General features: G+C 61.1%; 11 protein-coding genes. 10 read left to right on the forward strand and 1 reads right to left on the reverse strand.

What is annotated here, in order from left to right; genetic code table 11:
• A partial coding sequence (locus BLT40_RS16400; protein ID WP_143025902.1) for a transposase occupies positions 1 to 167 on the reverse strand: 167 nt, incomplete at its 3' end.
• Between the two features lie 4,148 nt (positions 168 to 4,315).
• On the opposite strand from BLT40_RS16400, the gene BLT40_RS16420 reads away from it, so the two are divergent.
• The 10 genes from BLT40_RS16420 to BLT40_RS16465 all read left to right on the forward strand — a co-directional run bounded on the left by BLT40_RS16420 (position 4,316) and on the right by BLT40_RS16465 (position 14,057).
• Positions 4,316 to 4,948, forward strand: a complete 633-nt coding sequence (locus BLT40_RS16420) for a hypothetical protein (RefSeq protein ID WP_079520916.1) — start codon at positions 4,316 to 4,318, stop codon at positions 4,946 to 4,948.
• Between the two features lie 24 nt (positions 4,949 to 4,972).
• Complete coding sequence (locus tag BLT40_RS16425; RefSeq protein ID WP_079520915.1) at positions 4,973 to 6,151, forward strand: glucosaminidase domain-containing protein; 1,179 nt, start codon at positions 4,973 to 4,975, stop codon at positions 6,149 to 6,151.
• Between the two features lie 93 nt (positions 6,152 to 6,244).
• Entirely contained in the window at positions 6,245 to 7,273 is a 1,029-nt protein-coding gene (locus BLT40_RS16430) for an XVIPCD domain-containing protein (protein WP_079520914.1), read from the forward strand.
• Positions 7,274 to 7,314: 41 nt separating this feature from the next.
• A complete protein-coding gene (locus tag BLT40_RS16435; RefSeq protein WP_052191173.1) occupies positions 7,315 to 7,938 on the forward strand; it encodes a hypothetical protein in 624 nt (207 codons plus the stop codon).
• A gap of 18 nt (positions 7,939 to 7,956) precedes the next feature.
• A complete protein-coding gene (locus tag BLT40_RS16440) occupies positions 7,957 to 9,225 on the forward strand; it encodes a peptidoglycan-binding domain-containing protein (RefSeq protein WP_079520913.1) in 1,269 nt (422 codons plus the stop codon).
• 30 nt (positions 9,226 to 9,255) lie between these two features.
• Positions 9,256 to 9,855: a hypothetical protein gene (locus BLT40_RS16445; RefSeq protein ID WP_079520912.1), complete on the forward strand. Its 600-nt coding sequence runs from the start codon at positions 9,256 to 9,258 to the stop codon at positions 9,853 to 9,855.
• A 13-nt stretch (positions 9,856 to 9,868) separates the two neighbouring features.
• Positions 9,869 to 10,528 (forward strand): hypothetical protein, encoded by a 660-nt coding sequence (locus tag BLT40_RS16450; protein WP_079520911.1) that lies wholly within the window; start codon positions 9,869 to 9,871, stop codon positions 10,526 to 10,528.
• Positions 10,525 to 12,015 carry an XVIPCD domain-containing protein gene (locus BLT40_RS16455; protein ID WP_079520910.1) on the forward strand — a complete coding sequence of 497 codons (1,491 nt, stop codon included), beginning with the start codon at positions 10,525 to 10,527 and terminating at the stop codon, positions 12,013 to 12,015. The genes BLT40_RS16450 and BLT40_RS16455 overlap by 4 nt, the downstream gene beginning before the upstream one ends.
• Before the next feature lie 15 nt (positions 12,016 to 12,030).
• Entirely contained in the window at positions 12,031 to 12,618 is a 588-nt protein-coding gene (locus BLT40_RS16460; RefSeq protein WP_090354991.1) for a hypothetical protein, read from the forward strand.
• Positions 12,615 to 14,057 carry an XVIPCD domain-containing protein gene (locus BLT40_RS16465; protein ID WP_090354993.1) on the forward strand — a complete coding sequence of 481 codons (1,443 nt, stop codon included), beginning with the start codon at positions 12,615 to 12,617 and terminating at the stop codon, positions 14,055 to 14,057. Before BLT40_RS16460 ends, BLT40_RS16465 begins: the two co-directional genes overlap by 4 nt.
• The last annotated feature ends 13 nt before the right edge of the window (positions 14,058 to 14,070 follow it).

Consider the following 14,070-nt stretch of genomic DNA (forward strand, 5'->3'; position numbering starts at 1 on the left):
AGTCGATGCACATCGGATGCCTCCATGCCGCCGTACTTTGACTTCCAGGCGTAGTACGTCGCCTCGGAAATGCCCAGCTCCCGGCACATATCTTTGACCTGCCTGCCGCCTTCGACCTGCTTCAGCGTCGCGACGATCTGGCTCTCGGTGAACTTGCTCTTGCGCATCGTGGGTCTCCTTGGGGATATTTTGCCCGGAGACCTCGGTTTATGTCTGGAGTAAGTTTACGGGGAGTCGACAATATCGCTGTCGTATCACGACCAGTTCGCCGCCATCGCTCAAAAACCGTCGGGTGGAACCATGGGTACTGCATCGGCACCGACCATTGACATTGCGAGATCCACTGCGCTGACCCAATGCCGCGATTCATCTTGCCGAGTTGCCTATACTGGCTGCAGCATGTCGGAACTAGTGAACTGACCGGGAGCTTTTGCAGGCATCGGCAACAACGACAGGACGACAGCGTACCCCTGCAACTGGGTTGCATCGGCCTTGACACCGATGCTGATTGCCATAGCACCGCCGATGGCCGCCGCATGCTTCCAGGGCATGCTGGGTCACGTTGCGTCGTACTCGTCGTTCAGTGGCGTCGGATCCCAGCTTGGTGGGCAGGATCAGGCGGCCATTGCTCACGGTAAGCAGGCTGCGGTGACTACGCCGCCACCTCAGCCTGCAAATACCATTGTGGAAAATAGGCACGATGGGCAGTCTAGCTATGATTCGCTCGATTCCGCCGCATGTTCCGGAGCGAGTAGCTCCCGATTCGTCCAGGACGGCAGTAAATTTACGTCACTCACCGGAACCGGAAAGACTCCACAATGATGAAACAGCTCCTGGCATTCGTTAGCGCGACACTGATGACTTGCGCGGTGTGGGCGCAGTGTGCTCCTGGAATCCCAGGCGCTGGCAACCCGGGCTGCGTACCTCCTACCCAACAGGGATCGCCTTATTATCAGGGGAGCGATCAGCTTCCGGCCCAACCTGCTCCGACTGCCAGATGGGAAGACAGATGGGGGGCGGTCTCGGTCGACCCACGGGGACACGTAGGTATCGTTACCGGGGCAGTGAGTAAGTCTTCCGCCGAACACGACGCGCTCCAGAAGTGCAGTTCAAGTGGCGGGACGTCGTGCGACATCGCAGTGTCGTATTACAACCAGTGCGCGGCGATCGCGCAGAAGCCATCCGGCGGAATCATGGGCACATCAACTGCGCCAACCGTCAGCATGGCAAAATCGAACGCACTGACCGAATGCGGCGATTCATCTTGCCGCGTTGTTTATAGTGACTGCAGCATGCCGGAACGAGTGAACTAACCGACTGCGTTCGCGTCACAGCTTTGCCTGGTAAGTCGTCGCAGCCGACAGTTCGTGCCCATGCGTATCGACGTGGATATGAACGTCAAGATATTGGTTTTTCGGGTGGCGAACGCTTGTTACGCAGAATTCGGAAGCACTCGGGGACTCGGGGACTCGGATCAAGCATGAACAAGCACTTCTTGCACGCTCCACACGACGGATCGTGGTCAAACCGACGGCCAACGGACGAACACATCCGATGGGACATCGAATGATTCCGAACGGTTGCCAAGCCGCGCTGTTACTCGTACTGCTTTCACCTCTGGCACCATGGGCACAGTGCGACGCCGGCATTCCTGGCGCTGGCAATCCAGGATGCATCCCTCCAACAGTACCGGGTTCTCCGCAAATCAGGAACGACTGCCACGTGATCTATAGCAAGTGCAGCGCCCCCACCCCGTACGCTAAAAGCGCGAGATCCAGGTCGGATAAGTATCGTCGAAGCACTACAGCAGGTCGGCGTCGGTCTCTTGCTTTCCACTTTCATCGTCATGGCGCCGCCGATGGCTGCCGCACTCTTCCAGGGTAAGCTGGGGCCATTTGCAGCGTACTCGTCGTTTGATACCGTGAGCAATCCTAGCTCGGTGGCAAGATCAAGTGCCAATGCTCAGCGTCGGCCGGATGCAATGAGTACGCGTGCGCCGGGTTTGAGCGGTAACACGCAGCCCGCGCAGCGGGATCAAGCGCGGCCGGTGACTCACGTTGGGTCATGTGGGAATAATCGACCCACCAATTCAGATACGGTGAAAACCGGCAGCTCCACGTAATTTGGGAAATCGCGTGATGAAACAGGCTCTGCCCTTCTTGCTATTTGCTTGCGCCTATGCCTCGTCAGCCTGGTCGCAATGCGCGCCAGGAATCCCGGGCGCTGGTAACCCAGGCTGCATTCCGCCAACGGCGCCGAATTCGCCGTATTCACAAGGTTCTGACAGCGGTGCGTCAGGTATCCAGTCCGTCGGCCCCCAACCGGTATGGGAGGAGACATGGGGGGCGTTCGCTATGGATGACGTCACCGGTGAAGCGGGAACTGTAGAAAACAGGCAATCCCGCAGTGAAGCTGAGCGATTGGCCGTTGAAACGTGCGCCCGCGGAGGCGGCGTAAAGTGCGAAGTGATATTTGCTTTTCACAACCAATGCGCGGCGTTGACCCAAAAGATAAACGGGGGCGGCCTGAACTGGGACACTGGTGAATCCACCGGAGTTGCGGAACAGCGAGCACTTTCTGCCTGCCGGGGGACCTGCCAGGTTATTTACAGTAAATGCACGGTACCCCGGCGAGTATACTAATAGCGTAACCGTCTGGACCAGTGGATTTTCTCGCGCGGCCGGGGCGCCGCGCATTGCGTGGTTGCAGATCAGAAAATACTTTCCACGTGCTCTATAGCAAGTGCAGTACCCCTAGAACCTACGCTAACGTCGTACGATGTGTTCGGATCACTGTCGTCGATTATCAGGATAGGAACCATGTTCGCGCTCGTCGTACGGTCCAAGATAGTCACTACAGAGATGCAATTGATGAAGGCCATCGCCGCCGCGAGATACCTCGCGACGTTCGCTGGGTTCGGCAGCACTGACGGCCCGCCCCCGAATGGGTGGCCAGGATGTAGCACGCAACCCAGGCGGGTCGACTCGCACCATCCACGTTAGCCCATTAGAGCTTGGGGGCGGGATCCCCACCGCGAACACCTCGGAGATGGGCACTCAGAACTCCGACTGAGCTTAAAGTGTGAAGTCCAAGACCCTACTATGGTTTCTGATGGTGGCTTACACCCCGTTTGGGTCGGCACAGTGCGGTGCCGGCAATCCCGGATGCATCCCTCCAACGGCACCCGGCTCTCCGTACGAGCAATCAGGCAATCCGAATCTTCCGCGTACCAACGCAGGTCCTGCTCCCGTGTGGGAGGACCGTTGGGGTGCGATCGCCATCGACTACCAAGCGACGGACTGGCCTATCCGGCCACCACGACAGATACGAATGAGGCATCCACGCGGGCTCCTCGTCATTGCGGTAACGGCAAGGATTGCGAAGTGACGTCTACGCTATGTGCACATCCTGTACGCGTTCGATAAGCGCCTTCGCTGATAATGGCGTTAACTTGTTTCCCAGCGTTTGACCAATCACGTTCTGCGTCCGACTTCATGCGGCGCGATTGCTAAAAGCTTCAAAGCAAGCGCTCAAGGCGCTGCCGACGAGCGCGCAAACCGAAGAAAGTCGTCCGCACCGCACCCGCGTGGGGCTTTTATGTTTCAGAACGAGTGAACTGACCTAAAGCCTGCGCTAGCATCGGTAACACCGACGACATCAGCAGCATGGTTCTGCAACCCTCGAGGGCAATTTCAGCCCTTATAATGCGCTTGCGGAAACTGCCCCTACTCAAGGAATACCAACAGGGTGAGGCGGTGCCGACCGAAGCTTATGAAAGCCCTGCTACTGACAATCACACTATTTGCCTCGCAGCGCCCGCGCTAAGCTCGCCACCAACCCGAAATTGCGGGGGGCGCACGGTTTTAGCCTCCAAAAAAATCTATACTCGGTAAGCGCTAGGCCTGAATCGCGGGCCCCTGAGGCATCGATCGGCATGGACTGGCGCCATGGGGAAATACGGCAAGACGCTGAAGACAGCAGCGTACCTGTGCTAAAAAGGCACAGGGTACTTCGCTGAGGCGCCCCGCGACATCCCATCAGGACGGCGGGATCGGCCAGCAGGAGGCAAAGCCAGGCGATCATCAAACAGGAGTTACACGTGACGATTGACCGTTCCAGGCCGGTGCACACCGGCACTGCGCCCGTGCGCGCGCTTCTTCTCCGCTTGAGCATGCCGATGCTCGCGGGCGCCTTTGCTGCGCCAAGTTCACCTCAAGCCGTTTCAGCCCGCATTTGCCGGCACCGTTATCCGTCCTACGGATAGGCGCGGTTCCTCGTGCCAACCACTTACCCGTTCGTCAAACAGGAGCTACACATGACAATCGATCGTTCAGGCAAGCGCGTACGCACCATGGCCCTCGCGGCTGCTCTGGTCGCCCAACTGGTTTGGGTCCCGATGCTCGCGCACGCTTACGATGCAGCCCCAGCCGCGGCCACGGCAGCTTCGGTTGTGACGGTGCCCAAGTCCTTCAGTGCTTACGGATCGACCCCGTTCAACGGCGGCGAATGCGTGGCAGGCGCCGTCACAAAGGAAGGCATGAATGGGCGTGCCACCGTCTATGTAGACGACCCGACGTCCCATCAGGTCAAGTGGATCAAGTCGATTCCGTTGCCGCCCCGGCGCTACCAGAACCGCGCGACACACTGCGTCGCCATCGGTGACTCATTGTTCGTGCTGGTTCAGACGGACATGCACCAGCAGACCTCGCTGAACCAGACCCTGCTCAGCGTTGTCGAGCTTTCGGCCACCGACGGCACGATCAAGACCACGCGGGATGAAGAACTCCCGGGTGTGGAGGACGCGTACTCGGCGTGGGTCGACAAGGGCACCGAAGGCTTTCACGAGGTATCCGGCCAGCTGAAGATTTCAGGCCAGTACTTCCTCATGAACGATGCGAACAAGCGCATCCCGTTCACGATGTCCGTGCCCGCGCACGAATCCCATTGATCGCCGGACACAAGGAGCCACGTGATGTCGACACCACAGCAGCAGTTCATCGCCGAAATCTATCCCTCGATTCATAAAATCGCGCAGGAAACCGGTGTTTCCGAGCGACTTCTTCTTGCCCAGGCCGCCGCGGAAACGGGCTGGGGCCAGAAGACCCTGCACGGCACCCACAATCTGTACAACATCAAGGCCGACTCCAGCTGGCACGGCGAGTCGAAGTCGGTGACCGCCTGGGAGCACAAGAACGGCAAGGACGTCATGGAGACGTCGAAGTTCCGGGTGTACGGCTCGTATGAAGAGTCGATCAAGGACCGCATCAAGTTCGTCCAGGAAAACCCCACTTACGCGAAGCATGGCCTGTTCGATCCCGGCGTAAAGGGCAACCTCGAGGGTGAAGCAAAAGCACTACAGGCGGCCGGCTACGCCACCGATCCTAAGTACGCCGCCAACCTGATCGAGATCGCCAACGGCCCCACCATGCGCAAGGGCATCGCGCTCGCGACGGGTCAGGCCGAACCCGACCATGCGCAGGGCAAGAGCCACGCGCAGCCGAAGGACGACTACCTGCGGATGCATAGCGTCGGCACCCCCGTCACCGAGCTTCAGACGTCGCTGAAAAACCTCGGCTATACCAACCCCAACGGTACGCCGCTCGGTACGGACGGCAAGTTCGGCGGCAACACCGATCTTGCCCTGAAAGCCTTCCAACGCGACCATCACCTGAAGGACGATGGCGTCGCCGGCCCCAGGACGCTGGAAGCGATCAAGGAAGCGCAGCAGAAGGCGCCGGCCACAACCATGGCCGATCCGAAGCACGAGGCTCATGGCATGTTCAAGCAGGCGGAAACCGGCGTGAACAAGATCGACCGCGAGCATGGTCGCGAACCGTCGCTGCAGAGTGGCCAGCTCGCGGGCTCGCTCGTGGCCTCCGCTGCGGCCGCCAACATGTGCCGAATCGACCACGTCATGCTCAACGACAACGCCAGCAAGCTGTACGGCGTTCAGGGCGATCTGAACTCGCCGTTCAAGATGGTCGCCGAGGTGGATGTGATGCGCGGCCTCAATACACCACTCGCCCAGAGCACCCAGGTCGCGGACGAGCACCTCTTCCGCAACGCGGCACAGGGCCAGACCCAGCAGGCCGCGCAACAGAACCAGGGGCAGGCACAGCAGGCTGCGCCGGCACCGCATCACGGCCCGTAGCTCCTGATCCATCGCTCATGGCTTCCGCCACGGACGGCGGAGTTGCCAGGCCCCAAGGAGCACGACGGCATAGGAGCTAACCAGGAGTTGTAGATGCCGCTTGACCGCGAAACCCAGGTGCTGACGGATGCGACGGCCGCAGGGATCACCCACCCGAGGGAACTGGCCAACTTCATGGCCCAGGTCACTCACGAATCCAACGGGCTGAACCGGCTCGAGGAGAGTTTTCGCTATACGCGAAACATCTCCCAGATCCCGGTGCCCGAAGCATGGCGCGAGGGCAACGACGCCCTGGACGCCGCGCGCAAACAGGCCCTGATGGGCAAGCCAGAGCAATTGGCCGAACTGATGTACGGCGGACGGCTCGGCAACGACGAGCCGGGCGACGGATGGAAGTATCACGGCCGCGGCTACGTCCCCCTCATCGGTAAGGACAACTACCGCGCCGCTGGCGAAGCGCTGGACCTCGATCTGGTCAGGCAGCCGGACCTCGCGGCCGACCCGCAGCACGCCTCGAAGATCGCCGCGTGGTACTGGGAGAAGCAGGTGCCGCAGGACGCCCGAGAGGATGTCCGCGCCGCTACCCAGGCACTCAACGGCCGACCAGCCGGGCTGGACGACCGCGAGAACCGCTTCGAGGACTGGCAGCGACGACTGACGCCCGAAGTGATGCAGCGTCTCGCGGACGGGAACGTGGGCCAGCCCCAGGAGACGCCACCTGCCTCGCAGACCCAGATCAGCCCTGCCCGCCTGGACAACCCCGCTCACCCCGACCATGCACTCTTCGAAACGACGCGCGCCGCCGTCCATCGCCTCGATGCTCACTACGGACGCACACCGGATACGCAGAGCGATCAGCTCGCCGGTTCCGTCGTGCTCGAAGCAAAGAAACAGGGCCTGACGAAGATCGACCACGTCGTACTCAGTGACGATGGCAGCCGTGCGTATGGCGTGCAGGGCGACCTCAATTCACCGCTTAAACGCATGGTGGAGGTGGATACGGCGAAGGCCGTCAATACGCCCGTTGAGCAGAGCAGTGCCGAGGTGGCAAAGCTGAGCTCCCCGACGGCTGACGAACAACGTCCGAAGCAAACGCCAGACGCCCCAACACCCGGTCGCTGAGAGCGCCCCCTTCCTCCATTGACGGAACTTCCCGGAAATCCATGATGCTAAATCGCAACCCCGACCACGCCACCGCACCATCCGTCCCGAGGTCGGCATTGACCTTCCTCCTGGCCCTGCTTGTGCCGATGGCGCAGACCATGGCTTCCGGCGCTCCTGCGGCTCCAGAGCTTACGCCCGCCGCGCTCCAGGCACGCTTGGCAAAAATGGACAACTCGTCCACTGTGGAATGTCACACGGATAAGTACGGCAATCCCGCCTGCACAGCCGGTGGCTATGACGTCGATGTGACCGGGTGCGACGATCGCGGCGACAGCTTCTTCGGTCAGGTGCTTCGTAAGCCGGGAGCGACCCTCGGCGACGCGATTGCTCCCGACAAGGCAAAACCGGTGGCGCAACTCGCTGACGGGCAATTCCTGTGCATTGCTGCGACCGCGGAGAAGGAGGGAGCCACTACTCGCCTCTACGTTGAGGCGCTTCCCATCGAGCGTGTCGCGGCGTGCAAGGGCAACCATCTGTGCGCCTCGCATGCCGTGCAATGGATCGCGCCGAAGCCAGCCGACGAATGCAAGTGGATCGGCCACGATGGCGATTTTTCGGGTGGTTGCGCCGCAGGATGGGTAGACGAAGACAAAGTCGAACAGTTCTCCATGGGCATGCATTGACGCATAAGGAAGACCGCAATGAGCAAAGACATCCTCGACGCCGCCGAAGAACATTTTTTCCGCTCCGGGCTCAAGTTCGAGTACGGACGACCGGATATGCGCCACAGCAACAGCCGCGGCAACCATCTGATCGACTCCAGCCGCACGGAACAGGATCTCGATGGCGACGGATACCGTGGCGTCGACTGCTCCTCCTTCGTCTGGCGAGGAATGAAGAACGCGGGTTACGACGTGGGTGATCAGCCTTTTAGTACGCACACGCTGTACAACGGTAAACACACGACCGCGTATGCGGAAAAGCATTTCGATGTGATCTCGAAGACCGACGCGGGAAAGACGCCGGGCGACCTGCAGCCCGGCGACGTCCTCATGCTGAAGAGCAAGCATGGCTCTGACCAGCACGTCGCCATATTCAAGGGCTACGACGCCGAGGGCCACATCCAGTTTATCGGCTCCCAGACCTCGACCGGCCCCGCTCCCGTCACGATCATGCCGGACAAGTTCTGGGGCAAGGACATGGAGATCGTCGGCGCCCTGCGCGCCAAGCCTGAATTCCGTACCCATGAACCGGTTCACGGCAAAGCCCGGGCCGACACAGCCGCCCCGGTCGCAACGCACGCAAAGGCGGAGCCCTCCCACGCGGTCGCAAAGGCTGCAAACACTCCGACTGATCATCCCGACACCCTGAGCAAGGGTGACGAGAGCACCAAGGTCACGGCTCTGCAGGAATCGCTGAGCCGCCTCGGTTACAAGGACGAGAACGGCCACGCGATCAAACCCGATGGTCACTTCGGCGAACACACCAAGGCAGCGGTGGAGAAGTTCCAGCGTGCGCACGGCCTCGAAGCCGATGGCATCGTCGGCAAAGCCACGATGCAAGCCTTGCACACGGCGACGCCACGACTAGATAGCGCGGCGCACCCCGCCCACCCCGTCTTCCAGACGGCGCGTGACGCAGTACATCGTCTCGACGCGCAGCATCAGCGCACGCCCGATGTACAGAGCGACCAGATCGCTGGCGTCCTTACCGGCAAAGCCATCGCACAGGGCATGACCCGGGTCGACCATGCCGTCCTCAACGAAGACGCCAGCAAGGTCTACGCCGTCCAGGGCGAGCTGAACTCGCCGTTCAAGCAGGTTGCCGAAGCGTCGACACAGCAAGCGGCAAACACGTCTCTTGAAGAAAGCGGCAAGCAGGCATTGCAAGCTTCGGCTCAGCAGTCGCAGCTCGCAACTAACGTCCCGACGCAGGCGACGCCCTCCCATGCGCCGAGCCAGACCGCCTGAGGCCTTCCGGCCGTCAGCAAGGATGTAACTATGACTATCGCCAGGCATCGCCTCGCCCTCCTCCTCTGCGTCGCCGCACCACTGCTAGTGACGGCCGCACCGGCTTTCGCCGCCAAGGCCGATGCACAGAACTACCAATCGCTGCTGCAGTCGTCTTCAAACGGTTCCAAGGTGGCATGCGGCAAGGATTCGTACGGCAACGTCGCCTGCACTATCGATGGCGAGGCTGTCGACGTCGGCGATGACTGCACGTCGAACCTGGCCTTCGGTGGCATCGCTAACGATAAGGGAACGATGCTGCAGGACAACTTCAGGAGCGCCGGAGCCAGACCGGTCGCGCACGTCGGCAAGAACCAGCTCGTATGCCTCCTCGCGTCTCAGCGCAAAGAAGGCGAACTCATCCGCGCATTGGTAAAGGTGGGCCCCACGGCCACCGTGAAGAACTGCAAGGGCAACGACGCCTGCAAGGACGCGGATACGCATGTGGAGTGGAAACGCCCGGTGAGCGGCACCGCTTGCACGCTCAAACCTGATGGCCACTACGCGGGCGATTGCGCGACAGGATGGATCGACGGCAAGGATCTCGAGGAATACTCGATGGGGCTGAAACCCGAAGATACGGGCGCGTGATCGCGCCCGTCCTATGAACAGCATTCGCATCAACCGTTTCGCGCGATTCGTCCCTGGCGCGTTTACCTGGGCTACCCCCGCAAGGGTGGCCCGGAAAATCGTGCAGGTCGCCGTCCCCGGCCTGTTTCTCTTGCTGACTGCATGTGGTGGAAACATGGAAGAGCCAAAGATCGAACTAAATCCGCATCCGGCGATGCATTACGCCCTGGCCGTGGTCATCGACGGCGCGCCTGGGGCGTTCGATAGCGTCGACGCGTCCGCAGACTATGGAGTGACAGACTACGGTTGTGTGCCGGAGCAGCCCATATCGGGTGCACGGCATCTTCCCGGCAAGCACGTCCCGCTGCGGCTCGTTAAGGCAAGCGATACCACTTACACCACGGAAATATATGTCGACTTACTCAAAGACGAAGACTATTTCGGCAAGGGTGTGTGTCACTGGAAGCTGGCAGGCATTACTGCTGAGGCCGCCAAAGGACGCATGAGATTTATCACCCCGGTGTCCGCAAGAACCTTTGCGGAACGGAAGAGCGAGACCCGATATTTCTCGTTCGATGCCTACCAGAACGACGAGTTCGAAACTCGAAACATGGGTAACAGGGATCGTCACGCGTACCCGTATTCTCATAAAACGTTTTCAATTAGTGTCACTGCAAAGGAAATGCAGCCGTGAACCTATCGACCAGTGATTATGCTTTTCTTGCGAACAACGTTTACTCGACAGGCCCGATGGAGCGGACCATCACAAATGGCGACCGAACGTTCTCCATAGAAGACACGGCGATGGATGGAGCATCGGGCTTCTTCGCGACCGCGTATCGCGACGTCGACACAGGGCAGGTCGTCATTGCCTACCGCGGAACGGATGATCCGCTGGACGGCATCGTCGATATAACCATGGCGTCATCGCGTCTGGATATCCAACAGCTGGAGTCCGAGCTCTTCACACGGGACGTACTGGCTCGCGCTGCACGGGATGCCAAAGCCGCAGGGAAACAACCCGACGTCACCCTGACCGGTCACTCCCTGGGCGGTGGCCTGGCCGAACTCAACGCAGCAAAGTTCGGCCTCAAAGGCGAGACCTTCAACGCATACGGCGCCGCAGGCCTGATAGGTGGCGCACCTGAGGGAGGCACCCAGGTCATCAACCATGTTCGCGCCGGCGACCCCGTCAGCGCCGCGAACCGTCATTTTGGCGAAGTGCGCGTCTACGCGACAGCCGATGACATCAGCACGCTGCAGCGGGCTGGTTACGGCCGTGAGAACACCACCTTGGGCGGCACGGTAAGCGCGATAGCGCTCAAGTCGCATTCCATGAGCAACTTCGTTCCGAGGGAGGGAGAAACGGCGTTGATCGGCCCTGAGGGTGAAGCGCGTTACCGGGCCAACAGCGGGATGGTCGACCGTTACCGGTCCGATGTCCTTCGTGCGCGCGAGGCGTACACGCACGCCTTGGAGAACCCGGCCATCGTCGGCCCGTCCCTTGCCGTGCACGCCGCGGCGTTGTACGCCAACCGCGTCGAACGGGATCTCCACGAACTCGCCGACCGCTCCGCGCTAGCGGCACGAGCGGCTGGACAGGGGGCCATCGAAGCCTCCCGGGCGATTGACGCAGCTGCAAGCCACGTCGCTGCCGCAAGCGTACACGGCGCCCGCGCGTTCGACATGATCCCCGAGTCAGTTGCACGGAGCGTGTGGGGTTCAGACACGGGCTCAGCCGAGCTCGATCGCCTGCTCCATCCCCCAAGGCTTACCGACGCGAGTCACCCAGACCATGCCATGTATACCGATGCACTCAAGCGAGTGCATGCGATCGACGCCAGCACCGGCCGTAAGCCCGATCACATGAGCGAAAACCTGGCCGGTGCGCTGACAGCCGAAGCACGCCTGCACGAGCTTAGCCGGATTGACCATGTCGTGATGAACGACGACTTCAGCCGTACGTTCGCCGTCCAGGGCGATATGAACTCCCCTTTCAAAAAGATGGTGGAGGTGCCGACAGAAACAGGCATATCCACGTCCATCGATCGAAGCACCGCCGTGCTTCAGTCCGTCGCCGCGCAGGTGCCCCAAGTAGCGCACCACAACCCGCCGACAATGCAGCAAACCGCGCAGACCGAAACGCCGACGATTCATTACGGCTCCGCCATGGGCCGATAGGAGCACGAGCCAACCATGAACCGACGACTCGCCCTACCCTTTCTTTCTTTATTCGCCATCCATCTCAACGCTTACGGTGCCAACATGACCCAGCCCGACATCAAGCAGAATCCGGCCCCCAAAATGCGGTACGAGATCACCGCGACGATCGATGGCGCGCCGGGTCCGTTCGACCGAATCCACGGCATCGCCGACTATCGCGTCACGAACGAGCTGTGCGTCCCGCCGACGCCGGTCATGGGCGCGCGCATCGTCCCTGAAAAACGCGCCGACATCGAATTCCGTCACGATCACGACAACATCTATCGCGCGACGGTATATCTCGATTTGCTCCAGGATGAAGATTACTTTGGCAAGGGCACCTGTCACTGGGCGCTGATGGCGGCAGGTATCGAACTCACCCATGCGACGGTAACGTTCAGCGCATCGTTGTTCCATGACGATCTCCTTGCCGGAAATGCCATCCCTCGCTACTTCGCGGAAGGTTCGTACACGAAGTCGCAGACGGTCCGAGTCGACACCGGTATTGCCGACCGCAGCCAGTTCCACGGAGCCGGCCGTTTGTTCTCGGTCACGATGAAGGCTGAGGAGCGCAAGCCATGACATTCAAGTCGACCGATTACGCCTTACTCGCACAGGACGCATATAACGACCCGGTGCTCGACAAGAGCACCATCCTGGACGGCGTCGAGTACAAGGCCATCGACACCATGAACAATCCGCGGACCGGCTTCCAGGCCACCGCGTACGAGCGCGTGGACACCGGCGAGGTCGTGATTGCTTATCGAGGCACCGAGTTCGATCGCGAACCGGTCCAGGATGGTGGTGTCGATGCCGCCATGGTGCTTACGGGCATCAACCTTCAAACCGCGGACTCCGAAGCATTTACGAAGCGCGTACTTGCGGCGGCGAAGGAAAAGTCAGAGACCTATGGCACGCCTCTGAATGTCACCGTCACCGGCCATTCGCTGGGCGGCACGCTGGCCGAGATCAACGCGTCGCGGTTCGGCCTGCACGGCGAAACGTTCAATGCTTACGGCGCGGCCGGCCTGAATCAGGGCATTCCGTCAGGTGGCTCGCAGGTCATCGACCATGTTCGCGCCGGCGACGTTGTCGCCGCAGCGAGTCCGCACTTTGGGGAAGTGCGTGTCTACGCGACCGAGAAGGACATCGACACCCTAAGCAAGGCGGGATACCGCGACGACAGCACGCTGCTGAGTCCTCGCAACCCGGTCAAGGCCATCGATTTCGATGCGCATGCCATCGACAACTTCACGCCGATCAATCCGCGCCTCGGTCACTCCATCATGGATGCGGAAAGCCAGGCTCGGTATCGCGCCCACGAAGGCATGGTCGACCGCTATCGCAACGACGTCCGCGACATCCGCATGGGCTTGTCGGCCGCGTGGGAAATTCCCAAGGCGATCGGCGAGTTCAAGGACGCCGTTGAGCACCGCGTCGTCGACGCCGTTGGCGCAGGCGTATTGGCTGTCGAACACGGCTTCGAGCACCTGAAGGAAGGTGTCCAACACGTTGGCCACGAAATCTCCCAGGGCATCCACGCTGTCGAGGAAAAAGCCCACAGCGCCTGGAACACCCTCACCCACCCCGGTTCCTGGTTCGCGCACGACAAGCCGAGCGTGCCCCTGAACGACCCGGATCACCCCGACCATCCGATGTTCAGGCAGGCGCGCAGCGCCGTTCACGAACTGGACCGTGCCCAGGGACGTCAGCCGGACGGCATCAGCGAGAACATCGCCGGCAGCATGGTGGTCAAGGCGCGGCAGGACGGGCTTGAGCGGATCGACAAGGCGGTGCTCAGCGACGACGCCTCGCGCATCTATGGCGTGCAGGGCGCGATGGAGTCGCCGCTCAAGCGCGTCGCCGAGTTGCCGACGGAGCAGGCTGCCCGCACCAGCGTGGCCGAGAGCAGCGACGCCTGGGTCGCCGCGGCACAAGCCGCGCAGGGGCGGCAGAACGCGCAGGTGGCGCAGCAACAACCGCCGTCGCGCGATCCCTCCCAACCGAGCCATGGACTTTGAGATGAGCCCATGC

Origin of the sequence: Dyella sp. 333MFSha, assembly GCF_900102405.1 — a bacterium.
Classification (GTDB): domain Bacteria; phylum Pseudomonadota; class Gammaproteobacteria; order Xanthomonadales; family Rhodanobacteraceae; genus Luteibacter; species Luteibacter mycovicinus.

Excerpts from the sequence above, each read along its gene's own strand:
- BLT40_RS16445 (WP_079520912.1), top strand. The coding sequence starts at position 9,256 with ATGACTATCGCCAGGCATCGCCTCGCCCTCCTCCTCTGCGTCGCCGCA.
- BLT40_RS16430 (WP_079520914.1), top strand. The coding sequence starts at position 6,245 with ATGCCGCTTGACCGCGAAACCCAGGTGCTGACGGATGCGACGGCCGCA.
- BLT40_RS16440 (WP_079520913.1), top strand. The coding sequence starts at position 7,957 with ATGAGCAAAGACATCCTCGACGCCGCCGAAGAACATTTTTTCCGCTCC.
- BLT40_RS16460 (WP_090354991.1), top strand. The coding sequence starts at position 12,031 with ATGAACCGACGACTCGCCCTACCCTTTCTTTCTTTATTCGCCATCCAT.
- BLT40_RS16420 (WP_079520916.1), top strand. The coding sequence starts at position 4,316 with ATGACAATCGATCGTTCAGGCAAGCGCGTACGCACCATGGCCCTCGCG.
- BLT40_RS16450 (WP_079520911.1), top strand. The coding sequence starts at position 9,869 with ATGAACAGCATTCGCATCAACCGTTTCGCGCGATTCGTCCCTGGCGCG.
- BLT40_RS16435 (WP_052191173.1), top strand. The coding sequence starts at position 7,315 with ATGATGCTAAATCGCAACCCCGACCACGCCACCGCACCATCCGTCCCG.
- BLT40_RS16425 (WP_079520915.1), top strand. The coding sequence starts at position 4,973 with ATGTCGACACCACAGCAGCAGTTCATCGCCGAAATCTATCCCTCGATT.
- BLT40_RS16465 (WP_090354993.1), top strand. The coding sequence starts at position 12,615 with ATGACATTCAAGTCGACCGATTACGCCTTACTCGCACAGGACGCATAT.